Below are 25117 nucleotides of genomic sequence, written 5' to 3' on the forward strand. Positions count from 1 at the left end.
TACCTTAGAAAATTGTGGAGTAAATATGAACATACAAAAATAGGAGGTATGTTTTATGGATCTACCGATTAATAAATCGCCAATTAAAAATCGTATTGGTGGAGTTTTTATTCCAGTACGTGACATCGAGAAAGCCAAAAAATGGTATAGTAAAATACTTGGATTAGAAGGCGGAGAAATTTATTTTGGACATTTATATACTGCATCTATGGAAGGTACGTCAGAATTGATTTTAGATACGATGCCAAAGTGGAAAGACGAGAATGGTAACATTGCAAACTACCAGGTACCGTCTATTCAATTTGTAACAGATGATATTCACGACTCTTATCAATTTATGAAAGAAAATCATGTGGAATTATTGACAGAGATTGAAGATGATTCTTATTTTGTGTTTAAAGACCTAGATGGTAACGTATTAATGATTTGTAAGGATATATCGTAACGAGTATTAAGTAAAATGAAGGAGCTAACGTTTATGTTGGCTTTTTTTGATGTTTTACAATGAAAAAATGGACAAAAGAGATAGAAATAAACGCTCCAATTGAACAGGTTTGGAAGTTACTTGATGGTTCATTAGATGATATGCAAAAAATCATGCCACAAGTAGTGGAACACAGGCCTATTAAATTAATGGAAGAAGGAGTCGGAAGTATATTTCGGCAAAGATATAAGGAGGGAAAACGAATAGAAGAGTATGATGTAGAAACATTAGTATATCTGAATACACCTGATGAAAAAAAGTTAAAAGTAGTTTTTACACTTGCTAACATGTTTGAGATTACAGCTCTTTATGAGTTAAATAAAATGAATCCTAATACTACTACATTTAAATATACCGTAACCAATCGTCCTTTAAAATGGTTTGTGAAATTATTTCTAATCTTTGCAACTGATAAAGTGGTTGTAGATTTTTTGGAACGTGTGAAAGATGCAGCTGAAATTCAAAGCAACGAAGCAGAGAAGGTAATCCTTGGTCCAAAATAGATAGAATATAGAAACGTTCATTTTAGGGAGTACATACATGTTAGGTTATAGTAAACTTTCTTCAGAAGTTTAAGCTTCTAAAGAAAGTTTGACATGAAGATATTGTCATTTCAGCTCAGCAGTTATCAATGGTCACTACCCTTCGAGAGTCGATCATATGATTACATTCGAAGCTGCCAATAAAAAATAACCTCAAAAACTGAGGTTATTTTTTATTGGATTGACGGCCACTTTTCTTTTGGCTTTGTGAACTTGTGTTTCCAATTCGAAATTCATTTCCTAATTCAACATCATTTCTTTTATCTTGTTTTTCGATTTGCTCTCTCGTTTGATCCTTTTTTTGCATTCCTTGTTTAGACATAACGAATCCACCTCACTTTCACATGTCATCATTGTTAATATGTGCAAGTTAGAGGAATTTACTATAATTTTTTTAATTTTTTTTGATAATGACTCAAAGGTTTTTAATAGAGGTATAATGGTTAGTACAAGCAATAGATAAAGGGATTGAGTAGAGAATTAATGTAATACAGTTGGTAAAAGAAATGAGCAAGTACGAAAGTAACTTGCTCATTTAACTATGAAATGAAACATTTTGTTTAAGGAATCAAATCCTAAATTCTTAGTAAACTTTATCTCCGTTAAAAATGGAATTTTTACAAACAACATAGTCTACATGACGGATAGCATCTAACTTATTTCCTCCAGCATAAGAGATAGATGATTGAAGGTCTTGTTCCATTTCTTTTAAAGTATCTTCTAAGGACCCTTTGTGTTCCACGTACATTTTCTTACCTTCTACATTTTTCTTTTCACCTTTTTGAAATTCAGACGCTGAACCGAAGTATTCTTTACAAAGCTTTCCATCTTTCTCTGTTGTTTTTCCTGGGGATTCTTCATGACCTGCAAACAATGAACCGATCATGACCATTGATGCCCCAAATCTAATGGATTTTGCGATATCACCATGTGTACGAATGCCACCGTCCGCAATAATTGGCTTACTTGCCGCTTTTGCACACCAGCGTAGTGCAGCTAATTGCCAGCCACCTGTTCCAAATCCAGTTTTAATCTTAGTAATACATACTTTACCTGGTCCAATGCCCACTTTAGTCGCGTCCGCACCGGCGTGTTCTAATTCTCTTACCGCTTCTGGAGTTCCGACATTTCCTGCAATAACGAAACTATTGGGTATGTATTTCTTAATATGCTGAATCATTTTTATGACAGCATTGGAATGACCGTGTGCAATGTCAATCGTAATGTATTCTGGCGAAAGCTGTTCGTCAGCTAATTGCTCAATAAATCGATATTCTTCCTCTTTTACACCAACACTTATAGATGCAATCAATCCAAGGGAGTTCATCTCTTTAATAAAAGATATTCGCTTCTCTGGTTGAAATCGATGCATTACATAAAAGTAACCATTTTCTGCTAAGTAACGGGCTATTTTCTCATCTATAATGGTTTGCATATTTGCAGGAACGACAGGAAGCTTAAATGTATGTTGGCCTAATGTAACAGATGTATCACACTCAGATCGGCTGCCTACGACACTTTTGGCAGGAATTAATTGAATATCTTCATAATCAAACACATTTTCCATACTTACACCCCTAAGTAAAATGATCAAACGTAAGTTAACATCCTTAGATTATTGGGTATTTTTATCACTAACAATCATTTATAGGATAGTAGACAGTACAAAGGTAGGTTGACCAATAATCGTAGGTTTTATGTGTAAGTTTGATCGAAAAAGTAAAAGCTAACCATTATTTTTTGCTCAAGTGCAAGGGAAGCCAGGTGCTTTTCGCTAGAGATTCCTGTCAATGGTTTTAGATTGAAAGAATCCAACGCTTGATTCACAAGATCAATATTATATATTTTTCTCTCTTAAAAAATTGAATCACCAAATCGTAGGTGTCGCTGTCAGATAACGAGTAACCTGCAGAATTTAAAAGCTCATCGGTCTCACCAGTGTTCAATTCAAGTGCTAAAGAGAGAGCAATCGTCGCATGTTTCCCTGGTCGATAGCTTGGGTTGGATCGAATTTTAGAAAAATGTCTGCGGTCTATGCTAGCCTTTTTGTAAACCTCTGTGTCCTTTGCCCCTTTTTGATCAATAAAATTAAACAATACCTCATTAATCGTTCCATCAATGAAGAAACGGAAATGTCATAGGGGTTTATAATAAATGGAAATATCTCAATCCTACTGAAAAGTTGTCTCTAGGAATCACAAAATCCATGTAATAAATCAATGTATCCTTCTATATAATGGTATAAAAAGGAAGAAACAATCTGTTTCTTCCTTTTTTAATGCAATATTAAGATATTTAGTAATATTAAAAGGGGTGCTGCTTTTATGATGAGTATAATTTGGCTCATATTAACAGGAATTCTTGTCTTTATTCTTTTGATTGGTTCAGCTATAAGTTTCTTTATTTTTAAAAGAAGATATAAGACCGCCAGCTCAAATCAAGCGTTAATCATTACAGGACCCAAACTAGGAGACCCTAATGATGACACGCGTATCTTTTTTGATGAAAATGGCAGAAGTTTAAAAATTATCCGCGGGGGCGGCGTCCGCTTAAAATTCTTCCAGACGTGTACTCCAGTTGATCTCAACTCTTTTCAAATCAAACTAACTACACCTAAGGTTTATACCTCACAAGGCGTTCCTGTTATTGCAGACGCAATAACCTCAGTAAAAATTGCCGACTCTTTAATTGGAATTGCGAACTACGCTGAACAATTTTTAGGAAAAAAACAAAATGAAATTGAAGAAGAAGTATCTAAAGTTCTCGGCACAAATCTTCGAGCGATTCTGTCAAAAATGACAGTTGAACAAATTAATAATGATCGAGAATCATTTAATCATCAAGTTCAAGACATTGCACAAAAAGAGCTAGATAATATGGGATTTAAAATTACATCATTTGGTTTAGATGATTTACGCGATGCTGATAAAGAGAACGGGTATTTGGATAATTTAGGTCGACCACGCATTGCTGAAATTCGCAAAAAAGCGGATATGGCGGAATCCGATGCTGAAAAAGAAACACGCATGTATAGAGCTAAAAACAATCAAGTTGCTCAAGACGAGGAAAACAAACGGCTAACGGCTATTGCTGAATCTCAAAAAGAAAAAGACATTAAAGAAGCTCAAATTAAAGAAGAAACGGAAAGAGCTAGAGCAAAATCTGAACAATCCTATGAATTAGAAAAAGCACGCCTTGCACAGCAAGTAAAAGAAGAAGAGATGAAAATTCAGTATATTGAACGACGAAGACAGGTTGAGTTAGAGCTAGAAGAACAAAAACGAAGAAAAGCACAAGCTGATGCAAATGCGTACGACATTAAGGCAAAAGCAGAAGCGGAAGCGGATAAATATCGTATCGATGGTGAAACAAAAGCAGCAGTTGAAAAGCAGAAAGGGCTTGCAGAGGCTGAAGTTATTCGCGAACGAGGAAGGGCTGAAGCTGAAGCGAAAGAGTTAATGGCAGCAGCGATGGAGAAATATGGAGAAGCTGCCGTTTTAGAAATGTTTATTGAAATGTTACCGAAATATGCTAGAGAAGTGGCACAACCTCTCTCAAAAATCGAAGAAATGAAAGTCATTGATATGGGAGGCTTTGATTCAAATGGAGGAGCTTCGAGAATTACGAGCAACGTAACTAAAACGATGCTAGGACTTCAAGAAAGTTTAAAGGCAAGTACTGGAATGGATTTAAAGGCTATGCTAGAGAGTTTTGTATCGAAAGAAAGAGTTTATCATATTCAGAAATCTAATCATGGAACAAATCCAGATCCTGAACAAGAGGAGAACGTTCCTGAAGAAGATAATCCAAAAGCAGATTGAATAAGAAGAACCTCTAGTTGTAAACCTATTTTTTATAAATTAAAAACTACTACCATATATATAAGGAGAAACTAGGAAACCTTAAATAGAGCGATCCGGTTTCTTTTTCTTTGTTAACAAATGATAAAAACAGACAATATTTCATTATGGTATATATATTTCACATACCGTATTTAGTGAATAACTTAATTTATCTATTAAGTAATAGGCGTAAGCTTTAGTAAACTAAAACCTATTTTACATTATGATTTTTACAAATGTCACTTAGCTATAAATAATCATTTACTATGTACCTTCATATAACGTTTAGGTTTATAATTAAGGGAGAAATTATTTTGGTATGCATGCACGCAATGACCATTTTATTATTGATGACAGATTGGGGCTAGAGTGTGAACACGGAAGGAGCAAAAACAAACGAATGTCCACTTTGTGGAAAGAACAACAAGTGCAACAAAAGTCATTTGTGTTGGTGTTTCGAAGAAAGGTTTCCAAATGAACTGTTTCAACAAATACCGATGGATCAATCGGGGAAATCGTGCGTATGTAAAAGGTGTCTTGAAACAATTAAGGCAGAACAGAGATCTAGTAAAAAGTAACTTAGGTGATAGAATGGATTTGTTGAACGTTAGAATTCTTACGTTTACACAAATCTGTCTATTATTCTATTTCTTCCATTAATCAATTTGGATCTCTATTATAAATAATCTCATGATTGAGATATTCAATGGAAAATGAACTTTTTTATTTCTCATTTTATTTAAGAACAAAAGTCACATATAAAAAGCTTAAGGAATAAGACTATTCCTTAAGCTTTTTATGAATATAGAAAATGAAAATAGTAAACGAAATTGCTTGGTCGTCTTTAGCATCTAAGGAATATTATTCAATTGATGTGACAAAATAAAAAAATTATTCTGTTATGATTACGGTTTTAAAAGATTCAGGAAGTGTCTATGTCTTGTCTGAATGATTAACGTTTTTCGTTAGTTAAAAGGAGGTTCAGATAAATTGAGACTAATGCGTAAAAAGTTTAAAAAGGTACGGAAAATGAGTAATAATCAAGTCAAAAAAGCACCAGATCAAATCATAAATGAATACAAAAATTTAAGTATTAGTACGGATCTAACCCAATCAATTGACTTAATGGAACGGCTTCTTGGTGTGAACGATGATTTTATTATTAGAAGGTTTCTTGTTTTTGGTAAGTTCAAAGCAGTCATGGCTTATTTCGATTTTTATAATAACAAAGATGATGTCCAAGATACGTTAAAGTCTTTTATGTACGTACCTAGACATCTAGAGGACAAAAGAATAGATCAAGTAAACTTGAAGGATATTCTAAATTAATGAAGTTCTTTTCCGACCGGATATTAAGTTAGAAGATCAGATTGCAGATATTTTACAGGCTCTTATGGAAGGGAATACCATTGTTTTAATCGAGGGATTAAGCGAGAGCTTTCTTTTCGGGAATCGGAATGTCGAGAAACGATCTATCGATAATCCGGACACAGAACGAGTTATTCGTGGTCCACGTGAGGGGTTTATTGAATCTCTTCAATCTAACCTTGCGCTCTTACGTTATCGCTTACAGACTACAGACTTTCGGATTAAATCGATGAAGGTAGGTCGATTAACGAAAACAAATGTAGCATTGTGTTACATAGAAGGGATTGCGGATCCTAGACTCGTTGAAGAAGTAAAGGATCGAGTAGAGGCGATTGATATCGATAGTATTGCCGATTCTGGCTATATCGAGCAATTTATCGAAGACAATCACATGTCTCCTTTTCCGCAAATCCAAAATACGGAACGTCCAGATAAAGCGGTATCGGCGATGTTAGAGGGAAAGGTTGTACTCCTTTCTGATGGCTCTCCGTTTGCGCTCATAGCTCCTGCTGTTTTTGCTCAATTTTTTCAAACGGTTGAGGATTATACAGAACGTTTCATAATGGGGAGTTTACTTAGATTGCTTCGCATTTTATCATTAACCTTTGCTTTATTTTTTCCATCCTTTTATGTCGCCATTATTGCGTTTAATCCTGAATTAATTCCGACAGATTTTGCAATGGCCATAGCGAGTGGAAGAGCCGGAGTACCCATTCCAACCGTTATGGAAGTGTTATTTATGGAGGTAGCAATGGAAGTACTTAGAGAAGCGACAGTTCGACTACCACAACAGGTTGGAGGGGCTCTTTCAATTGTTGGTGTTCTTGTTATTGGACAAGCTGCCGTGGAAGCTGGGTTTGTTAACCCGATTACGGTGGTCGTCATTGCATTAACGACAATTGGTTCCTTTGCTACACCTGCTTATAACGCAGCCATCGCGTTAAGAATGCTTCGTTTTCCAGTGGTTATTCTCTCTGGCATGTTCGGATTAATTGGCCTGATGTTTGGGTTCATATTAATCATGAATCATATACTTTCGTTAAAGTCTTTTGGTGTTCCTTATTTAACACCAGTCGTCCCAGGAGACTTTCAAGGGATGAAAGATACAGTAATAAGAATGCCACTTTGGAAGATGCCAAAGAGACCTGGACAGTTTCATCCTAAAAACCAAGACCGTTTAGGAGAGGATGTCATTGCTGAATTTAATCAAGAACCAAGCAATCCACTAGATTTACAAGCCGGTTATAAAAGGTGGGATAAGACAAATGGAGTTTCCCAAAAAGATAACAACGATCCAAACAGCGATTATAACCGCAAGTAGCATTATTGGCACAGCATTAATGACTGTTGCAAGAGAAATAGTTGAAGAAGTAAACACAATGGCGCCACTTATCATAATAGGTGGGGTTTTGGTAGCTTTGTTTGCGGTTTGGATCATTTGTCAACTTGGAAAAAGTTACTCAGGAAAGTCTATCTTTCAATATAGTGAATTAATTATCGGTAAACCAGGCAGTATTCCTTTAGGCACAGGTGGAGATCCAAGTCAAAAAGAAAGCGATACGGTTAAAATAGTAGAAGTTGTGGGCCGAACCATTGATGATGCCTGGGAAAACCTCGAACAGCAAATTTCTCTTCCTTTATTTATGGGGCACTTACGAGTTTTGGTTGTTAGTGAGGAGTTTGCGAATGCTGGTTTAGGTACCTTTGGTGATTTTTTAAAAAGGAGTCCTCAAATCAGAAGAACGGCTTGGATGCTTGTTGCAGAAGGAACAGCCGATCAATACATGGAGTTAGATCCCGAATTACAGAGGATTCCTGCATTATATCTAGTAACCGCAATTGATGAAGCAATTAGAATAGGAAAATTTCCTGAAGAGTATTTAGGAATAGCTTGGAGTAAAAATGCAAGTTTAGGACGGGAACCTATACTACCTTATGTTTCAATTAAAGCAAATGGTAACCTCGAAATTTCAGGTCTTGCATATTTTAATCAGGAAAAACTCGTGGGTACAACGAAAGCGATAGAGGTCGGGCGTTATATGGCAATCATGGGAATCCACCCTGCGGGCTATTCGGTGCTACTTCCCTATCCCGAGCAAGATGTGACGATCATGTTTAATTCCGTTAAGAGAAAGTCAAAAATAAAAATCGAAATGAATAATGGCCTCCCACATTTAAAAGTTCGCGTTCATGTAGATGGAGAAATAGAAGAAGTGATAAGTGAAGATTTTAAGGTAAATACGGAAACCATTCCAGATATAGAAAAACAGCTAGCTAAGAACGCAAAAGAAAGCTTTATCACCTTGATCAAAAAAACACAAACCGATCAGTCAGACATTTTCGGATTTGGTGAGCATGTGCGTGCAAAAGAGCGGAGTTATTGGAATAAAAACATTCGCACAAAAGAGAAGTGGCTTGAACTGTATAAAGATTTGCCAGTGGATGTAGAAGTGACAGCTAGTATAAAGAGGGTGGGTATGAAAAACGAATAAAGAGAGGATATGAAGTCATGCACCAAGACGGAATTTTTCACATTACGATCGTCTTATTTTTATTGTCTGGTGTAATTGCTCTAGTTCTAGATGTCGAGATATTGAGGCGGGATAATTTAGAAAAAGAAAAGAAACTGGCTCGGCTGTTTGGTTGGTTGAATGTAATTCTAGGTTTACTTATCTTTGTAGGGAGTTGGGTTTATAATACTTTTGTTTTTTAAGTCTCTAAAGAGAAAATTAACTAAATGACAGGTATTAGGAATAGATCTCTACCAATTGAAGTTATCTACAAATGTTCAAAAGACAGATTTGTTCCCTATTCTTACCATTGAACCATGATAAATTTTCATGTACTATATGTGTATCAGCTGCATTGTTCGTGTTTAATTTATGTTTCAACCTTTATACTTATTTAGGGAGTTTTACATCGAAACATGAAAGTCAAGCCTTCAATGTGTAGAGGAAGACGGAAATGTTTTTGCAGACACCCACTTCGAGGAGTGGTGGTTTGGAACTCTATTAATGAAACGGCAATTGTGGCTATACATATCGTAGGAAAAAGTTAGTTCTAACGAGGACTGGCTTTTTTTGTTCACTAATCGAAATGTTTCTTGTTATAATTGAAAAAAATGAGCAGCGAGGTATGTGGATGACTATTACGTTTTAAATAAAATGAAAGATTTCGAAACGAGTATTTTTAATGAACTAGCTATTTATAAAAAACAAAAAATGGATGCAGGAGAAGAGATGATTGATTTAAGTATTGGAAGTCCAGATTTGTCGCCTCCTAAGTCTGTCATGGAAGAACTTTCTACCTATGTTAAAGATCCCACTCTTTTTAAGTATTCTTTAGAGGGTACGGATGAATTACTTGATACTATTTCAAGCTATTATAAGTTGCGATATAATGTGGAGCTTGAAGCAGATAATGAAGTGCTCATGGTCATGGGCTCTCAGGATGGCCTTGTTCATTTACCTGTTGTCTTAGCTAACCCAGGAGATATTATTTTAGTACCTGATCCAGGGTACACAGCATATGCTGCGGGTATCTCGATGGCGGGGGCTACACCTTACCCTATGCCGCTTCTCCAGGAGAATAATTATTTGCCTGATTTAACATTGATCCCTGAAGACGTTCGTTTAAAAGCAAAAATGATGATCTTGAATTATCCTGGAAATCCGATTCCAGCGGTTGCAACAAAAGAGTTCTTTGAAGAAGTTGTACACTTTGCTCGTCAAAATGACATTGTTGTCCTTCATGATTTTGCTTACTCTGAATTGTACTTCGATAGAAAGCCGATTAGTTTTTTATCTGTTCCTGGTGCGAAGGAAGTCGGGATTGAATTTAACTCTTTGTCAAAAAGTTTTAATATGGCAGGCTGTCGTATTGGGTATGTTACTGGGAACTCAGAAGTAATCGAGGGGTTAAACCGTCTAAAATCAAATTTAGATTATGGAGTGTTCCTGCCAATCCAAAAAGCTGCCATTGCTGCCCTTAATGATTCTTCAAGTTTTAGTGATGACTTAAGAGCAACGTATAAAAAAAGACGCGACATCCTTGTAGAAGGTTTACAATCTTTAGGTTGGAAAATAGATGTTCCACAAGCATCCATGTTTATTTGGGCCAAGGTTCCTTCTCCGTATACATCGACAGAGTTTGCCTATCAATTAATGGACCAAACAGGCATTGTTACAACCCCGGGAATTGCTTTTGGAAAATATGGAGAAGGGTATTTACGGATCTCTCTTGTTCAACAAGAAGCTGTACTACAAAAGGCCATGTTAAAATTAAAAGAAAGTGGAATTTTTCAACGGTAATTTCTATATGGCAAGCAGATAACCGCAATCGATTTAGTCGATTGCGGTTTCTTAGTTTAGATTGCTCTCTTCGTTTGACTATAATCAATATAATCTAAAGAACTAAAACCTCGTTGTTCTTCTGCTAAAATATACATCGCACTGGACCATCCAAGCGGCGTATTAGGGTTAGGTATATCGGTATGTGCAAAAAAGGCTTCTGGTAATACACCATTTTCTAACATCACTTCTTTCGTTCGATTCAAGTAATAGGATGAGTGATTTTGGTCATCTAGAGTTTGATAACATAAGGAAAGCCATGGAAGACCAAATGTCCATTCTGCTTCTGTTCCATAATAAAAGGATGAATCATGGAATCGTCCAAAATCCTTCTCTAGAGTTGAGTAGTAACTATCCCCTTCATAACGAATGACTCCTTTTGAACGCAATAAAGACTTTTCAACTCTATCAATCAGAAGCTTGGCTTTTTCGCCGGTAAACAGTTTATAAGGGTAAATGAGACTAAGTTGGGCTAAATCTGTCTCCTTCGTCGAACTTTCTCTTGGGAACATAGATTCGAGCTTTGCCCTCCCCTTATCGATCGCTTCTTGTGGGACAAATACAATCGGTTGAACCGCCTTTAAGCCAGCTACACATGCCCCTATACTACTTAAATGGACTTCGCGAGATTCTTCCCACATTCCGTTGTCTTTATCTTCCCAGTAGTTGCAACAGCTAAGATAAGAAACAAGCTTCTGCACGATCTCATGATCCTTTTCGTCACGAAACAAATTCTTATTGTAGTCTTGCATGCTTGTACCAACTACATATAAAAATGCCCCAATCATGTCATGCTGTGCATGTCCCCATTCTTGATCATGAATTTCAAAACCATCCGGAGAGTATCTAGCATGAATATATTCGTACATGGCTTGTGGCCGTTGTTTCGTATGAATAGAGATTTTCCATTCATAACGGCGAAACACATCTAAAATGGCCTGGATGGTTGTTTTGAATGTATCGCAAGGTTTGTCCATATAAGGGAGAGACATATAAACAGCATCTCTTATCCAAAAATAATGATACTCCTTTGATAGACTCGCTAAATACAAGTGATTCGGTTGTCTCAATTTCGATAACAGCTTGTAGCTTTGCTCTAAATGATTCATATACTTGGCCTCCCATTTTGTCGATCCATTGATTAAGGTAAACATTCAGTTATCCTTCTTTTTAACCTAGAATGATTGCTCTTATACATGATTCGCTTGTATGTATTCGTAAAAAATGGTGAAATGAATAAAAGGACTTATATACACTCCTACCCCCGAACCTGAGTTCAATAACAAATTAGGCGGTTTCTTATGGAAAATGAACGGATCAAAATCTTTGACGAGCACCATCAACCAATTGGTGTTGCAAGTCGTTCGGATGTACATAGATTGGGACATTGGCATGAAACATTTCATTGTTGGTTTATTGCGAGGGAAGAAAATTCGGACTTCATTTATTTTCAATTAAGGAGTACAGAAAAGAAGGATTATCCTAACTTATTAGACACAACAGCTGCAGGACATTTGCTTGTTAATGAATCTGTAGTCGATGGAATAAGAGAGGTTAAAGAGGAATTAGGAATTGAACTTACAGTGAAGGATCTTTTCTCACTAGGAATCATAAAGTATAGCGTAGAAAGAAGGGGGTTTATTGATAGAGATATCATGAACATTTTTCTTTATAGAAACATTCATTCTTTTCATGAATTTAAGCTACAAAAAGAGGTAGTCTCGGGCTTATTTCGTGCTAATCTAGATCATTTTTTAGACTTATGGTTAGAAAAAATTGATGAGATAGATATTGAAGGTTTTGAGGTGAATGCTTTAGGGAAATCAATATTTCAATCTAAAAGAGTGAATAGAGAAGCTTTTGTCCCGCACGGTAGTTCATTTTACGAACAGATCATAAAGAGAATTAAACGGACGTTAGTATAAAAAAATGAGCTGCGATAAATTGAGGCCACTGAAAAGGTACGATTTTCACCTTTTTCAGTGGCCTTGATGAACTGCAGCTCATTTTTTTTGTATTATTTTAAGAGGACTTATTTGCTGTGGATGAGTTCTTTGCGATCCGGAGCTTGTGGAGGTTCTTCTAGCCACCCATGCTTTAACATAATATCTAACCCATCTTTAGCGTATAAGGCAATCTCAGCGGATAATCTTTGGTAATCAGCTACAAGGTCGTACCTCATACTAGCAGTGGATGCTGTAGAATAGTTCCCTTGCCCCGTTGCGCTTAAGACACTTTTTAAGAACATCATCAGTTTGTCAGAAAATACTCTAGTAGTAGAATCAGTTACACCGATATCAGGTGAGATAGCAGCAGTTAATCCTGTTTCAGAAAGTTTTTCTGAGAAAATTTTCACATGTTTATTGGAGATGTTTTTACCATCAATGAAAAATTTTTTAACCTCTTTATTTTCTGTCGTTTGAGCGAACCCTGTGCAAAGTAAAGTGCCAATTGCATTGGTTTTTAAATTCTCGGAAAGGTGCATAATTTCAACGCTATTTAATGTTCGCTTATTAAACGGATTCAACCCACTTGAAAAATATTTTTTTCCAGTGATGTATTCAACCTGTCCTGGTTTTGTTATGGAAGGAGGTCTAACGTAGATTCCTTTCGTTAATCCCATATCTATTGCTTCATTAAGTAGCGAAGAATATTCCATCAAAATTTTCGAAAAAAAAGCACGGATATCAGTTCTAGAGGAAACTCCTTGGGATAGAGAATAAGCAGTTGAACTTGCTTTGCCCATGGTTTCGATAAACCATAATATAAAAGGATCTGTATAAAGGCGAGGTGCCTTTAGGTTAACATCGGATTCAGAAAACGCATCTGGAGTAGGTATGTTTTCTACTTGAAAGAATTGTTCTATTTCGCTATTTACTTTGCCTGTTAACTGGAGTGTTTGTTCTACAATTAAACGAATATCTGTGTCTTCAACAATTTCATTGAAGTATTTCACTATTTGTAGAGACATGCTATTTTGAAGATATTGTGTCCAGAGTATCCCAATTTCGGATGCCGTCATATTCGGAGTGTTCATTATCCACCTCATTATTTTCCTTATTTCTCATTTGTAGAATGTCCAACAAAATCATATTGTATGAAGGACTAGACGAATTTCAGTTATGTCAGCCAAATAAATAATTCTAAAAAGAATAAGCTATTTTTGTTTAAATTTTCATATGAAGGATATAATAAAAAAGCAAGATTAAGCTACATGCTAGGAGGAAATAACAATGGAACATGGTAAAGTAAAATGGTTTAATGGTGAAAAAGGATTTGGATTCATCGAGCGTGAAGGTGGAGAAGATGTATTCGTACATTTCTCAGCAATTCAAGGTGAAGGATACAAATCACTAGATGAAGGTCAAGAAGTTACCTTTGACATAGAAGAAGGACAACGCGGACCACAAGCAACCAATGTACAAAAAGTATAAGTGAAACAGGAAAACAGATCTCAAAACGAGATCTGTTTTTTCTTATGTATCTTTAATAAACTCAAAAGGTATATCTTATTTAGTTATAACAGGATAGAGTACCCTATATGGCCCTATATGAGAGAAAGAGGTGCTTAATGTTTGAGTAACAAACGGTTAAAAATTGAAGTTCCTAAGAACCCCACGGATGTTCCAATTATTGATTTAACGTTCGAATTAAATAATGAACGTTTTTTTAGTGCTTGCAAAGTAGAAGAGTGCGAAGTGAAAAATAAGAGTGAAGACAGATTAATCTTCGATAAAATGATTTTCAGTCAAGTGACCTTTGAAAAGGTGTCGTTTAGAAATGTTGAATTTACCGATGTACTGTTTGAAAAGTGTGACTTATCTAATGTGGATTTCAGTGATGCGATTATGCATAGAGTAATGATGAACGATTCTAAGATGGTAGGAGCAAACTTTTCTGGAGCAACTCTTAGGAATGTAGTTTTCGAGTCATGTTTAGCCATTTATGCGGCCTTTGGTTTTTCCAACTGTAAACAAGTAGGATTTCGAAACAGTTTTTTGATAAATACGGATTTTTATGAATCCACACTAAAAGAATTCGAATTTGATTTATGTAATTTAGAACAAGCTAATTTAGCTAGGACTAAACTTAAAGGAATCGATTTTAGTACCTGTACTTTTGAAAGATTAACCATCTCTTTTGAACAATTAACAGGTTGTACCGTCTCTTTTGAACAAGCGATTGGATTTGCAAAAGCACTTGGTTTAATTGTTAAAGATTAATACCGGCAAAATCTTGCAAAATTTGATAGTGAATTATAAGGTAACCAAGCTCTTTTTATATGTCTATCATGACAGTTAATGGTCCATAAGAAACGAAAGATGCCGTGACCAAGTCAGACTATCATAGGAATAATAATACGTGTAAATAAACATAATACCTTTAATTGGTTGTATGAGGGAATTTAAACAACGGAGGTAATTACATAATGAACGTAAAACTTATTACCTACATGGCTTTGGCCATTTGTCTTAGTTTTGGTGCATTCAGTAGTTTAGTGGTGGTAGCTAATTATAATGATGAAAAGGAAGTTGAAGAATTCGTTAAAGGAAATAACTACTTGCCTGTAAAAGAAGCGATTGCCATATTTGAAAAAAAGGTAAATAAAAAGGTAAGTCTTCCAAGTGTGCTGCCTTTTGAACCTACTCATCGTTTTGGGAAAGTAACTGATAATGGAGACTTACAAATTCATTATATGAAGCTGAATCATGATCATCATGAAGATTTTATTTTTTATATTATGTATCCTGACTCTGAAATGGATCAACATCTAACACAGGAAGATAAGATCATTACGTTAGAAGATGGAAACAAAGCGTACTATAGGGTCAACAGTACTCATCTCCGTACGTTGGCTTTTAAGAAAAATGGGTGGGGATACTTAATTGGAGGGAACCCTAAACAAAATTCCAAATACAATGTGCAAGGTCTAATTGAGATCGCTAATTCCATTAAATAGGTAGTTGAAAGAAGGTGAAGAACATTCATCTTCTTTTTTTAAACATTATCAATTTGATGATCACATAATACTAAACGAATACACCAATACTACTGAAGAATCCCTCATTCCCTTATATAGATTCAGTCATAATGTATATCGGCGCTTACTATATTAAAAGTAAACGCTTTTTTATTTTTTATGTTCATTCAAACTGATACATTATTTGAGCTCATTAAACAGAATAAATTAAAAATGAGGTGAGTAGATGAGATTCTTTGCTCGATTTTCAAATATTTATTTAGAAGTTAATTTATCGATGATTTATACGTTTTTAAAACAGATTAAAGAAACGTACTCCTACAAGTGGGTAAGGAAAACGGATTATAGAGTTTTGATCATTTTCGGGGATGAAAATTATGAACTTCCATTTCGTGAAAAAGACAGTAAAGTGTTTTTATCTATTCAGGAATTAACAACGAACGATAGAACGTTCGCCCTTACATTAAATCAACTCTTATTTAAAGCTCGAAAAAAACAACTAGAGATTCCTACTATTAAGGAAAAACGTAGCAGCAGAACAAAGAAAATAAACCATGATCAATTGACCAGAAACAAAAACCTAAATAAAAAAGATCAGAAAAAGCAAGTAACTTTATCTAACATTAATCAACCGACAGAGTATGCCATTCAGTCAGAAATTGACTATTTATTAATGGATTTATATGAAGCCATGCAGATTCAAGACGAAGAGAGGATGTCTTGGTGTAAAGAAAGGTTACAAGAAATGATAAGGTTAAAAGGCAACGAGATACACTAGTGGCTGACCGAACCATGTATTTTACATGGACACTTTTTAATGTAGGAGGTCAGGATGACACAAAATCCTAATGATACTGACAAAGAAAATGAATCAAGGGAAAATCATACAGATTTTAAAGACAAGACTAGAGTAAGTTATAAAACGAACCATAGTCTTAAAATCTATGAAAAGGAGCCAAACCTAAAAGCCAAACTTGAAAAGTCCTACTATGCGCCTAGTTTTAATGATGTATCTATTCATGCAAGTTAGCTCTAGAAACTCGTAGACATTGAAGATTGGCTACATCAATAGAAGTTCCGGTATAAAGACAGTCGAACGCATTATCGGATATAAGGTAGGAACAGGTGGTTCTTCAGGTGTAAATTATTTAAAAAAAGTCCTAGATCAACGTTTTTATCCAGAATTATGGGATTTTATGTACAGAAATATAAGATCGTTTAGAGAAGTTAATGAATAAAACATAAGTTTAAAAAATAAATGAGCATATGATTCTTTTCTGTTGCTTAACAAGGATTCATTCATTCTTTACCTCTCACTTGAATAGAATGAATAAAAGGACAGCTTTCCTTTTATAGTGAGGAGGTAGCCTGTGATCATTAAGGAATCATTGCATTTCATATATGAAAAAGAAGAGTATTTGTGGGAGCGCTTTAACATTTCAAAGAAACATGTGCACCATGGCCTAGAAGGAATATATGCAACAACAAAATGGTTGCAGACATCCATATTTAAAGAGGCTGTAGGTGATTTAACCTGTTGCGTTTCGGATGAACCCATTAATTTTCCGGGTGAGTTAGCGATTGATGACGGCGATACGTTTGAACCAGTCATTTATATGAATATCATGTCCATTACAGAAGATTTTCAAAATAAGGAATACCTTATTGATTTAAAGAAAAGTCGTACAACTTGTTTTGAATACGCTGCGTTTGTTTTATTACATGAAGTAGGCCATTATATTCATGCCCTCATTGGCGGAAGTGGAAAAAATAAGAAAGAACGATTGTTTGATTACTTTGATCGAGGAGAATATCATTATGATCGATTTGTTGAAACAATGAAACATGGAGATACACTTGGAGAGAAGAAGAGATACCGGAATATCCCTCATGAAAAAGCAGCCGATAATTTTGCTAGACAATATATCGATTGTATTAGTGATATATAACTGTTCTCAGTCAAACTAGTATTCTTTTTAAAGCCCATTACTTTTTATAGGGGCTTTTTTTTTGTTATACTAGATTTGGAGGTGTTGTAGATGTCTAAAAAATACTTCACACTTGCTGAAGCCAATGCACTATTACCTACTCTTGAAAAAGAACTTTGTGAACTACAACAATTAAAAAACGATCTGGGTTATAAAGAAAGCCAATTAAGAAAAATGAAAAATGCAGTTACACAAAAGCTCCAAACAGATACAGAGCTCATATTTATGAAAGAATCTGAATTAGAATTTATGGAATTGGAAGCTCAGCTCTATCTATCTAATATTCATTCTTTAGGTGTTCAATTGAAGAGCATTGATCTAGGACTTTTAGATTTTCCAGCATTGATAAATGGTGAAGACGTTCTGCTATGTTGGAAGCAAGGAGAAGCTGAGATTACGCATTATCATGGAGCAACTGATGGGTATAGTGGGAGAAAGAAACTAAAATAAATGGATTTAACAAAAGCTGTCGTAAAATGGACATAATTCAGTCACAATATTACTAGTAGAATAAAAGAATCAATTAGCTTATAATAGAATAGCTTAATTGGTTCTTTTAATTTACGTGAATTTTGCTTAAATATACATGTTAAATTTTAGGAACAAGTAAAAACCTTTTAATTTGCGAAAGAAATTGAATAGATTATTTTCATTAAAATTAAAGGCTTAAACATTCGATGTGTTGTACTACATTTAACTAATTTATACTTAATTTGAGGTGAATTAAAGTCTTGATTTGTTGGCACAGAATGTATGAAAAAACAAAATGACTCAAACATTAACTAAACGGGGGTGCATTATGACAAAAGATGCTGAAGAAAAAGGACATGACATTGAAATTGGAGATAAAATTAAGGTTTTAAATGGTGAATATGATGGAGAAGAAGGAAGTGTTATTAACGTCTACAATAACACTGTAGCCATCGAATTCAATAACGTATTTACTAAAGATAAAAGTAAATTTAGAACCGTTATTAAGCATGATAACTATCAGCGATTAAACTAAAAGAATTCCTTTAAACCTTGAGTATGCTCAAGGTTTCTTCTTATCCCTAAAATACCAATTTTAGTCATTTAAGGGTTAATATATAGATAGATCCATAAAAAAACATGGACCGTGCGTTGTTGGGAGTATCATAAGGAATTTAAATGATTAGAATCACAAAAACATATTTGACTGATAGGAGTAATAAACATACGATGGTATTAGTCATTTTACATAAGAATGGGCAAAGTAAAAAAATGATTCAAATGACAAACAATAAAAAAGATTCCTTTGTGAGGTGGATATAGTTGCAACTCCAGGTAATGAACAGTCCTTTTAATCAAGAGCAGGCAGAGCTATTAAACCGCCTACTGCCAACTCTAACAGAATCACAAAAAGTTTGGCTAACAGGCTATTTAGCCGCAAGCCAAGTAGCTGTGGTTTCGTCAACACCAGTGACATCGGCTACACATGTAGAAACAGAAGGAACAGTCCCAAATACCGTACAGTCTATTTCAAAAGAAGTGACTATTCTTTTTGGGTCACAAACAGGTAACTCGCAAAGACTTGCAGAAAGTACTTCAAAGAAACTTGGTGAACATGGATTCCAAGTTACTGTTTCTTCAATGAGTGACTTCAAACCAAATAACTTGAAAAAGGTCGAGAACCTTCTTATTGTCGTAAGTACGCATGGTGAAGGTGAGCCACCGGATAATGCGCTTTCGTTCCATGAATTTCTTCATGGTAAACGAGCTCCTAAACTGACTAACCTCCGTTTTTCTGTATTGTCACTTGGAGATAGCTCTTATGAATTTTTCTGTCAAACAGGGAAAGAGTTTGATCAACGTTTAGAGGAAATCGGTGGAACAAGAATTAACTCGCGTGTTGACTGTGATTTAGATTATGATGAGCCAGCAGCTGAGTGGGTCAATGGAGTTATTGAAGGATTAAGGGGAGCGCAGCAAGCAGGAGCTGAAACAACCCCTACTGTTCAGACTTCACAGACGAGTGAATCAACTTATTCTAGAACGAATCCGTTTAAAGCAGAGGTTCTTGAAAATTTAAATTTAAATGGCCGTGGATCAAATAAAGAAACACGTCACCTTGAATTATCACTAGAAGGCTCGGGAATCACATTTGAACCAGGTGACAGTCTTGGCATTTATCCTGAAAATGACCCGACTCTAGTGGAAATGATTATCAATGAATTGAATGTCGACCCTGAAACAAATGTAACAGTGAATAAGCAAGGAGACGTTCGTACATTAAAAGATGCACTTACTTCTTATTTTGAGATCACTGTATTAACGAAACCGTTAATAGAGCAAGCCAGTAAATTATCTTCGAATAAAGAATTACAAGAACTTTTATCTTCAGGTAATGAAGCAAAAGCAAGAGAATATTTAAATGGTCGCGATTTGCTTGATTTCATTCGTGATTTTGGACCAGTTGGGGATACGGCGCAAGATTTTATCTCTATTCTTCGCAAAATGCCTGCACGTCTCTATTCTATTGCGAGTAGCTATGCAGCAAACCCGGATGAAGTTCATTTAACAATTGGGGCTGTTCGCTACGAAGCGCATGAGCGTGAGCGTAATGGAGTGTGCTCGATTTTATGCGCAGAGCGCTTACAAGCTGGTGATACATTACCAATATATATTCAGCAAAATCCTAATTTCAAACTACCAGAAAACCCTGAAACGCCAATTATTATGGTTGGTCCTGGAACTGGTATTGCTCCGTTTCGTTCTTTTATGCAGGAACGTGAAGAAATAGGAGCCGAAGGGAAGTCATGGTTATTCTTCGGCGACCAGCATTTTGTTACCGATTTTCTTTATCAAACTGAATGGCAAAAAATGATTAAAGACGGTGTATTAACGAAAATGGATGTAGCCTTTTCACGTGATACCAATGAAAAAGTGTATGTACAGAACCGGATGCTTGAACATAGCAAAGAATTATTCGAGTGGCTTCAAGAAGGTGCAGTTTTGTATATATGCGGGGATGAGAAACACATGGCTCATGACGTTCATCAGACTCTTATCGACATCATCGAAAATGAAGGCGGCATGACAAGGGAAAAAGCAGAACAATATGTAGCAGATATGCAACAAAATAAACGTTATCAACGTGATGTATATTGATAATAGAACGAAAGGAGTTCAATTAATATGTCGAAACAACTATTAAGGGCCCCAGAAGGCGCACCAAGCGATGTTGAGCGCATAAAAGAAGAAAGTAACTACTTACGTGGGACATTGGCAGAAACCATGTTAGATCGACTCAGTTCCGGTATTTCTGATGATGACAATCGATTAATGAAATTCCACGGAAGTTATTTACAGGATGACCGAGACCTTCGGAATGAGCGTCAAAAGCAAAAGCTTGAACCGGCTTATCAATTCATGTTACGCGTTCGTACGCCAGGTGGTGTTTCAACACCAGAACAATGGTTAGTGATGGATGACCTTGCTCAAAAATACGGAAATGGTACGTTAAAGTTAACGACACGCCAAGCCTTTCAGATGCATGGCATTCTAAAATGGAATATGAAAAAAACAATCCAAGAAATTCATGCTTCTCTTTTAGATACAATTGCAGCCTGTGGGGACGTAAACCGAAACGTAATGGTTAATCCAAATCCAGATCAATCTGAGGTTCATGCTGAAGTTTTCAAATGGTCGAAACAATTAAGTGATGACTTATTGCCACGTACTAGAGCGTATCACGAACTGTGGCTAGATGAAGAGAAAGTGGCTAGCACACCAGAAATAGAAGAAATCGAACCTATGTACGGTCCGCTATATTTGCCAAGGAAATTTAAAATTGGTGTCGCGGTTCCTCCATCAAACGACATAGACATATACTCTCAGGACCTTGGGTTTATTGCCATTATTGAGGATGGTAAACTTACTGGGTTTAATGTCATGATAGGTGGAGGAATGGGGATGTCTCACGGGGATAAAGAGACCTATCCTCAACTAGCAAAAGTCATAGGTTTCTGTAAACCAGAACAAATCTATGATGTTGCAGAAAAAATCATTACGATTCAACGGGATTATGGAAATCGTTCTGAGCGTAAAAACGCACGTTTCAAGTACACAGTTGATCGACTTGGTCTTGAAACGGTTAAAGATGAGCTTGAAAGTAGACTTGGTTGGAAATTAAAAAAAGCAAAATCTTTTCACTTTGACCACAACGGAGATCGCTATGGTTGGGTAAAGGGCATGAAAGGGAAATGGCACTTTACACTATTCGTTCAAGGCGGTCGTATTACAGATCTAGACGATTATAAATTGATGACTGGTTTACGCGAGATCGCCAAAATTCATACGGGTGATTTCCGTCTGACAGCCAACCAAAATTTAGTTATTGCTGATGTATCGACACAAAAGAAGAAAAAAATCAATGAGCTAATTGAACAATATGGATTAACAGATGGGAAACACTACTCTGCCATCCGCCGTAGTTCTCTTGCTTGTGTAGCTCTTCCTACATGTGGCTTAGCGATGGCAGAAGCAGAGCGTTATTTACCTGTTCTAATAGACAAGATTGATGAGCTAGTAGACGCAAATGGATTACGCGATAAAGAAATTACGATTCGTATGACTGGTTGTCCAAACAGCTGTGCTCGTCCAACTCTTGGAGAGATTGGATTTATCGGAAAAGCTCCTGGTAAATACAATATGTATTTAGGGGCAGCATTTGATGGAAGTCGATTAAGCAAAATGTATCGTGAAAACATTGGTGAAAAAGAGATACTAAGCGAATTAAAAGTGCTTCTTTCTCGCTATGCAAAAGAACGGGAAGAGGGAGAACATTTTGGTAATTTTGTGATCCGAGCTGGAGTGATTCAAGCGGTAACAGATGGAACCAATTTTCACGCTTAAAAAAAAAATAAGAGGTAAAGGATTCACTTTAGGCAGATCCAAATCTCGTTCCAAACTAGAGACGGAAATCTATAAGATTTTCGTCTCTTCTTATTGCTTCTAGAGAGATAAATGATGTTGTTTATTGGAAACTAATTCCTACAAAGGTAGGGCTATGATAAAATGATTAGGAATAGGAGGAGTTTACATGGGTTCTGTTATTTACCAATTAATTGCTATATTAATCCCTATTTCTATTATTTTTTTAGTGATATGGTTAATTCGTTCATCTATGAAAAAGAGTAAACAGTTAAGTAAGATTGAACAAAAACTCAATGAACTAGAAAAAAGCAAAAATAATAATCACTAGCCTAGCGTTCCTGTATATATCAGGAACGCTAGTTGTCTAAAAAGGAGAATAATCTTCTTTTTTTAATATATATAATGGTGCTTATAGTTTATGTTGATTTATTTTAGTAATTGAAACTTTTCATATGCCGTGATTGACAAATGAAAAGTACATATGATATATTTATCTCGAATTAGAGATACTTTAATTAATAGTATTCATTTTTTTAATCAATTAGTCTTTAAGAGAAATAATGAAAAAATATACATTAAATCGGAGGAATAAATATGAATGAATTAAAGGGGATTCATCATGTAACAGCTATTACAAGTAGTGCTGAGAAAAATTATGAGTTTTTTACTTTTGTGCTTGGTATGAGATTAGTTAAAAAAACGGTTAACCAAGACGACATTCAAACGTATCACCTATTTTTTGCTGACGACAGAGGAAGCGCTGGAACGGATATGACTTTCTTTGATTTTCCAGGTATCCCCAAAGGGACTCACGGAACCAATGAAATTTCTAAAACATCTTTTCGTGTCCCGAATGATGCAGCATTGGATTACTGGATGAAACGCTTTGAGCGACTTCAGGTGAGTCATACAGGTATCAAAGAACTGTTTGGGAAAAAGACGCTCTCTTTCGTTGATTTCGATGACCAACACTATCAGTTGATCTCTGATGAATTTGATAATGGGATTGCTTCGGGTACTCCATGGCAAAAAGGACCTATTCCATTAGAATATGCCATTACAGGTTTGGGGCCGATTTTTATACGGGTGGCTCAATTTGACTATTTAAAAGAAGTGCTTGAGAAAGTATTATTATTTAAAGAAATTGATAAATCAGGTTCACTGCATTTATTTGAAATGGGGGAGGGCGGAAATGGAGCCCAAGTGATTGTTGAACATAACGTTCTCCTTCCTCAAGCCCGACAAGGATTCGGAACTGTGCATCATGTCGCTTTCCGCGTCGAAGATCGGGCTGTATTAAATGAATGGATTGAACGTTTGCCAAGTTTTGGTCTCCAAACGTCTGGATATGTAGATCGACACTTCTTTGAATCTTTGTATGCAAGAGTAGCACCGCAAATCCTTTTTGAATTTGCAACGGATGGACCAGGATTTATGGGTGATGAACCATATGAAACATTAGGAGAGAAATTATCTCTACCACCATTCTTGGAATCAAAACGTGAACAAATTGAAAAATTAGTTCGTCCGATTGATACAGTAAGAAGCACGAGAGAATTTGTTAAAGAATAAATCTCAATAGAACCTAATTTGATAGATAATAAAATTCAAAGGAGAAGTTTTGCTTATAGCAAATTTCTCCTTTGATACATTTAAAAGATTAATCATTTTTTGAAGCCCCGCTCTACTCTCTCTAAGTAGAGATATTGACTCGATAACAGATAAAGGAAAGAATTATATTAAATGCTTCCAGATTGCGTTATAATTACCTAGGTAGTTATTTATTACTTTTTTTCTTATCTAAGTTTAATGAGGATGTATGCGAATGCTTCTAGTGTTATTGTTTGTTTTTCTAATTGTATTACTAGGTGGTTTTATTCAAGGAGCAAGTGGCTTTGGTTTCGGTTTAGTGGCAATGGGTTTTTTACCAATTATACTGACGCTGAAGGAAAGCACACTAATTGTCATTGCATTATTATTAGTTGCTTCAATAAGCATCATCAAGAAAATTTATAAATATATTGAATTAAAAGGGTTATTGGTAATCATTAGTTCAGCTTTAGTAGGAAGGATTGTTTCGTTTTTCGTGTTAAGTACATATGGAGAAATGGAATTTCTTCAAAAATTATTAGGCTTCTTTCTTATTGGAATGGTTATATATCTATTTCTTAACAATAAGAAAACATCTTCTTCAAAAGCGATGAATCCAATTACCCCAGTGTCCCTGGGTTTTTTGGGTGGATTTATTGGAGGTGTCTTTGCTGTAGGTGGACCTTTCTTTGTCTTTTATTTCTTGATGCTATATGAGGAGAAGCATAAATATAATGCCAATCTCCAAGTGACGGTTGTTGTTACAAGTCTATTTACTTTACTTCTTCATGGAGTAAATGGAGATTTTAATTCCACCTTTTATTTGTATTTCTTAATAGGAGCTATAGGCGTTTTTATAGGAACTCAATTAGGTTTGAAATGGTTCGAGAAACTACCTAGTAAACAAATAAAAAAATTCGCTATGGTTATGGTGTTAGTTGCTGCGTTAAATTTAATTTTACTTAGTTAATCTTAAAAGTGATTTTGGACTTATACATTCTGTATGAGTCATTTTTTATGTATCTGTTAGATGAGACGAATGCGTGACAAAATAAATTCCATATAAAAAGGAGATCT

26 protein-coding genes, 1 other RNA gene and 1 pseudogene are annotated in these 25117 nt (G+C 35.5%); 24 read left to right on the forward strand and 4 right to left on the reverse strand.

The annotated features are described in order from the left end of the window. Positions 1 to 55: 55 nt before the first annotated feature. Positions 56 to 445, forward strand: a complete 390-nt coding sequence (locus PQ474_RS02650) for a VOC family protein (protein ID WP_273840355.1) — start codon at positions 56 to 58, stop codon at positions 443 to 445. Between the two features lie 59 nt (positions 446 to 504). Beyond that, positions 505 to 987, forward strand: coding sequence for an SRPBCC family protein (locus PQ474_RS02655; protein ID WP_273840357.1), 483 nt, complete (start codon positions 505 to 507; stop codon positions 985 to 987). A 205-nt stretch (positions 988 to 1192) separates the two neighbouring features. Here the strand turns inward: PQ474_RS02655 and PQ474_RS02660 are convergent, their stop codons facing one another. Continuing rightward, a complete protein-coding gene (locus PQ474_RS02660; RefSeq protein ID WP_273840359.1) occupies positions 1193 to 1348 on the reverse strand; it encodes a hypothetical protein in 156 nt (51 codons plus the stop codon). 261 nt (positions 1349 to 1609) lie between these two features. Beyond that, complete coding sequence (gene guaC, locus PQ474_RS02665; RefSeq protein ID WP_273840361.1) at positions 1610 to 2593, reverse strand: GMP reductase; 984 nt, start codon at positions 2591 to 2593, stop codon at positions 1610 to 1612. A gap of 760 nt (positions 2594 to 3353) precedes the next feature. Between guaC and PQ474_RS02670 the strand changes: the two genes are divergently transcribed. The 8 genes from PQ474_RS02670 (at position 3354) to PQ474_RS02700 (ending at position 10546) form a co-directional block, all read left to right on the forward strand. Next, on the forward strand, positions 3354 to 4847 hold the full coding sequence (locus PQ474_RS02670) for a flotillin family protein (protein WP_390186701.1): 1494 nt from the start codon (positions 3354 to 3356) through the stop codon (positions 4845 to 4847). Between the two features lie 392 nt (positions 4848 to 5239). Further along, a complete protein-coding gene (locus PQ474_RS26515) occupies positions 5240 to 5446 on the forward strand; it encodes a cysteine-rich CWC family protein (RefSeq protein ID WP_390186661.1) in 207 nt (68 codons plus the stop codon). Positions 5447 to 5858: 412 nt separating this feature from the next. Then, positions 5859 to 6197: a hypothetical protein gene (locus PQ474_RS02675; protein WP_273840365.1), complete on the forward strand. Its 339-nt coding sequence runs from the start codon at positions 5859 to 5861 to the stop codon at positions 6195 to 6197. A 49-nt stretch (positions 6198 to 6246) separates the two neighbouring features. Continuing rightward, a complete protein-coding gene (locus tag PQ474_RS02680) occupies positions 6247 to 7557 on the forward strand; it encodes a spore germination protein (protein ID WP_337956317.1) in 1311 nt (436 codons plus the stop codon). Further along, positions 7502 to 8728 carry a Ger(x)C family spore germination protein gene (locus tag PQ474_RS02685; protein ID WP_273840368.1) on the forward strand — a complete coding sequence of 409 codons (1227 nt, stop codon included), beginning with the start codon at positions 7502 to 7504 and terminating at the stop codon, positions 8726 to 8728. Before PQ474_RS02680 ends, PQ474_RS02685 begins: the two co-directional genes overlap by 56 nt. Before the next feature lie 17 nt (positions 8729 to 8745). Beyond that, positions 8746 to 8949, forward strand: coding sequence for a CLC_0170 family protein (locus PQ474_RS02690; RefSeq protein WP_273840372.1), 204 nt, complete (start codon positions 8746 to 8748; stop codon positions 8947 to 8949). A 141-nt stretch (positions 8950 to 9090) separates the two neighbouring features. Further along, positions 9091 to 9275: non-coding RNA, 6S RNA (ssrS, locus tag PQ474_RS02695), on the forward strand. 125 nt (positions 9276 to 9400) lie between these two features. Next, entirely contained in the window at positions 9401 to 10546 is a 1146-nt protein-coding gene (locus PQ474_RS02700; RefSeq protein WP_273840904.1) for an LL-diaminopimelate aminotransferase, read from the forward strand. Between the two features lie 56 nt (positions 10547 to 10602). Here the strand turns inward: PQ474_RS02700 and PQ474_RS02705 are convergent, their stop codons facing one another. Then, a complete protein-coding gene (locus tag PQ474_RS02705) occupies positions 10603 to 11694 on the reverse strand; it encodes a glycoside hydrolase family 15 protein (protein WP_273840374.1) in 1092 nt (363 codons plus the stop codon). A gap of 192 nt (positions 11695 to 11886) precedes the next feature. On the opposite strand from PQ474_RS02705, the gene PQ474_RS02710 reads away from it, so the two are divergent. After that, positions 11887 to 12510, forward strand: a complete 624-nt coding sequence (locus PQ474_RS02710; protein WP_273840376.1) for an NUDIX hydrolase — start codon at positions 11887 to 11889, stop codon at positions 12508 to 12510. A gap of 107 nt (positions 12511 to 12617) precedes the next feature. On the opposite strand, the gene PQ474_RS02715 is transcribed toward PQ474_RS02710, so the two are convergent. Beyond that, positions 12618 to 13634, reverse strand: a complete 1017-nt coding sequence (locus PQ474_RS02715; protein WP_273840377.1) for a DUF3231 family protein — start codon at positions 13632 to 13634, stop codon at positions 12618 to 12620. Between the two features lie 184 nt (positions 13635 to 13818). Here PQ474_RS02715 and PQ474_RS02720 point away from each other — a divergent pair, with 184 nt between their 5' ends. From PQ474_RS02720 to PQ474_RS02780, 13 genes and pseudogenes are all read left to right on the forward strand, one after another. Next, on the forward strand, positions 13819 to 14019 hold the full coding sequence (locus tag PQ474_RS02720) for a cold-shock protein (RefSeq protein WP_273840379.1): 201 nt from the start codon (positions 13819 to 13821) through the stop codon (positions 14017 to 14019). A 141-nt stretch (positions 14020 to 14160) separates the two neighbouring features. Then, complete coding sequence (locus tag PQ474_RS02725; RefSeq protein ID WP_273840380.1) at positions 14161 to 14808, forward strand: pentapeptide repeat-containing protein; 648 nt, start codon at positions 14161 to 14163, stop codon at positions 14806 to 14808. Between the two features lie 206 nt (positions 14809 to 15014). Further along, positions 15015 to 15545, forward strand: a complete 531-nt coding sequence (locus PQ474_RS02730; RefSeq protein WP_273840382.1) for an autoinducer — start codon at positions 15015 to 15017, stop codon at positions 15543 to 15545. Between the two features lie 247 nt (positions 15546 to 15792). Further along, a complete protein-coding gene (locus PQ474_RS02735; RefSeq protein ID WP_273840384.1) occupies positions 15793 to 16344 on the forward strand; it encodes a hypothetical protein in 552 nt (183 codons plus the stop codon). A gap of 132 nt (positions 16345 to 16476) precedes the next feature. Further along, a pseudogene (locus tag PQ474_RS02740) lies at positions 16477 to 16804 on the forward strand (tryptophan 2,3-dioxygenase family protein); the annotation flags it as partial. A 132-nt stretch (positions 16805 to 16936) separates the two neighbouring features. Further along, complete coding sequence (locus tag PQ474_RS02745) at positions 16937 to 17515, forward strand: hypothetical protein (RefSeq protein WP_273840385.1); 579 nt, start codon at positions 16937 to 16939, stop codon at positions 17513 to 17515. Between the two features lie 90 nt (positions 17516 to 17605). Beyond that, positions 17606 to 18004: a DUF2203 domain-containing protein gene (locus tag PQ474_RS02750; RefSeq protein WP_273840387.1), complete on the forward strand. Its 399-nt coding sequence runs from the start codon at positions 17606 to 17608 to the stop codon at positions 18002 to 18004. A 349-nt stretch (positions 18005 to 18353) separates the two neighbouring features. Then, entirely contained in the window at positions 18354 to 18560 is a 207-nt protein-coding gene (locus PQ474_RS02755) for a KOW domain-containing RNA-binding protein (protein ID WP_273840388.1), read from the forward strand. Positions 18561 to 18847: 287 nt separating this feature from the next. Beyond that, complete coding sequence (locus PQ474_RS02760) at positions 18848 to 20683, forward strand: assimilatory sulfite reductase (NADPH) flavoprotein subunit (RefSeq protein ID WP_273840390.1); 1836 nt, start codon at positions 18848 to 18850, stop codon at positions 20681 to 20683. A gap of 27 nt (positions 20684 to 20710) precedes the next feature. Beyond that, the gene (gene cysI, locus PQ474_RS02765; RefSeq protein ID WP_273840392.1) at positions 20711 to 22429 is read left to right on the forward strand and encodes an assimilatory sulfite reductase (NADPH) hemoprotein subunit; all 1719 of its coding nucleotides are present in this window, start codon (positions 20711 to 20713) and stop codon (positions 22427 to 22429) included. 187 nt (positions 22430 to 22616) lie between these two features. After that, positions 22617 to 22778: a hypothetical protein gene (locus PQ474_RS02770; RefSeq protein ID WP_273840395.1), complete on the forward strand. Its 162-nt coding sequence runs from the start codon at positions 22617 to 22619 to the stop codon at positions 22776 to 22778. 266 nt (positions 22779 to 23044) lie between these two features. After that, complete coding sequence (locus PQ474_RS02775; protein ID WP_273840397.1) at positions 23045 to 24022, forward strand: ring-cleaving dioxygenase; 978 nt, start codon at positions 23045 to 23047, stop codon at positions 24020 to 24022. Positions 24023 to 24275: 253 nt separating this feature from the next. After that, complete coding sequence (locus PQ474_RS02780; RefSeq protein ID WP_273840399.1) at positions 24276 to 25010, forward strand: sulfite exporter TauE/SafE family protein; 735 nt, start codon at positions 24276 to 24278, stop codon at positions 25008 to 25010. The last annotated feature ends 107 nt before the right edge of the window (positions 25011 to 25117 follow it).

Origin of the sequence: Halalkalibacter alkalisediminis (assembly GCF_028610705.1) — a bacterium.
GTDB lineage: Bacteria > Bacillota > Bacilli > Bacillales > Bacillaceae_D > Halalkalibacter > Halalkalibacter alkalisediminis.

What these genes read in the sequence shown, in the direction of transcription:
- PQ474_RS02775 (WP_273840397.1), top strand. Translation starts at nt 23,045, where the DNA reads ATGAATGAATTAAAGGGGATTCATCATGTAACAGCTATTACAAGTAGT.
- PQ474_RS02655 (WP_273840357.1), top strand. Translation starts at nt 505, where the DNA reads ATGAAAAAATGGACAAAAGAGATAGAAATAAACGCTCCAATTGAACAG.
- PQ474_RS02720 (WP_273840379.1), top strand. Translation starts at nt 13,819, where the DNA reads ATGGAACATGGTAAAGTAAAATGGTTTAATGGTGAAAAAGGATTTGGA.
- PQ474_RS02735 (WP_273840384.1), top strand. Translation starts at nt 15,793, where the DNA reads ATGAGATTCTTTGCTCGATTTTCAAATATTTATTTAGAAGTTAATTTA.
- PQ474_RS02685 (WP_273840368.1), top strand. Translation starts at nt 7,502, where the DNA reads ATGGAGTTTCCCAAAAAGATAACAACGATCCAAACAGCGATTATAACC.
- PQ474_RS02660 (WP_273840359.1), bottom strand. Translation starts at nt 1,348, where the DNA reads ATGTCTAAACAAGGAATGCAAAAAAAGGATCAAACGAGAGAGCAAATC.
- PQ474_RS02670 (WP_390186701.1), top strand. Translation starts at nt 3,354, where the DNA reads ATGAGTATAATTTGGCTCATATTAACAGGAATTCTTGTCTTTATTCTT.
- PQ474_RS02650 (WP_273840355.1), top strand. Translation starts at nt 56, where the DNA reads ATGGATCTACCGATTAATAAATCGCCAATTAAAAATCGTATTGGTGGA.
- cysI (WP_273840392.1), top strand. Translation starts at nt 20,711, where the DNA reads ATGTCGAAACAACTATTAAGGGCCCCAGAAGGCGCACCAAGCGATGTT.
- PQ474_RS02700 (WP_273840904.1), top strand. Translation starts at nt 9,401, where the DNA reads ATGAAAGATTTCGAAACGAGTATTTTTAATGAACTAGCTATTTATAAA.
- PQ474_RS02750 (WP_273840387.1), top strand. Translation starts at nt 17,606, where the DNA reads ATGTCTAAAAAATACTTCACACTTGCTGAAGCCAATGCACTATTACCT.
- PQ474_RS02690 (WP_273840372.1), top strand. Translation starts at nt 8,746, where the DNA reads ATGCACCAAGACGGAATTTTTCACATTACGATCGTCTTATTTTTATTG.
- PQ474_RS02715 (WP_273840377.1), bottom strand. Translation starts at nt 13,634, where the DNA reads ATGAGGTGGATAATGAACACTCCGAATATGACGGCATCCGAAATTGGG.
- PQ474_RS02770 (WP_273840395.1), top strand. Translation starts at nt 22,617, where the DNA reads ATGGGTTCTGTTATTTACCAATTAATTGCTATATTAATCCCTATTTCT.
- PQ474_RS02780 (WP_273840399.1), top strand. Translation starts at nt 24,276, where the DNA reads ATGCTTCTAGTGTTATTGTTTGTTTTTCTAATTGTATTACTAGGTGGT.
- PQ474_RS02755 (WP_273840388.1), top strand. Translation starts at nt 18,354, where the DNA reads ATGACAAAAGATGCTGAAGAAAAAGGACATGACATTGAAATTGGAGAT.
- PQ474_RS02730 (WP_273840382.1), top strand. Translation starts at nt 15,015, where the DNA reads ATGAACGTAAAACTTATTACCTACATGGCTTTGGCCATTTGTCTTAGT.
- PQ474_RS02705 (WP_273840374.1), bottom strand. Translation starts at nt 11,694, where the DNA reads ATGAATCATTTAGAGCAAAGCTACAAGCTGTTATCGAAATTGAGACAA.
- guaC (WP_273840361.1), bottom strand. Translation starts at nt 2,593, where the DNA reads ATGGAAAATGTGTTTGATTATGAAGATATTCAATTAATTCCTGCCAAA.
- PQ474_RS02710 (WP_273840376.1), top strand. Translation starts at nt 11,887, where the DNA reads ATGGAAAATGAACGGATCAAAATCTTTGACGAGCACCATCAACCAATT.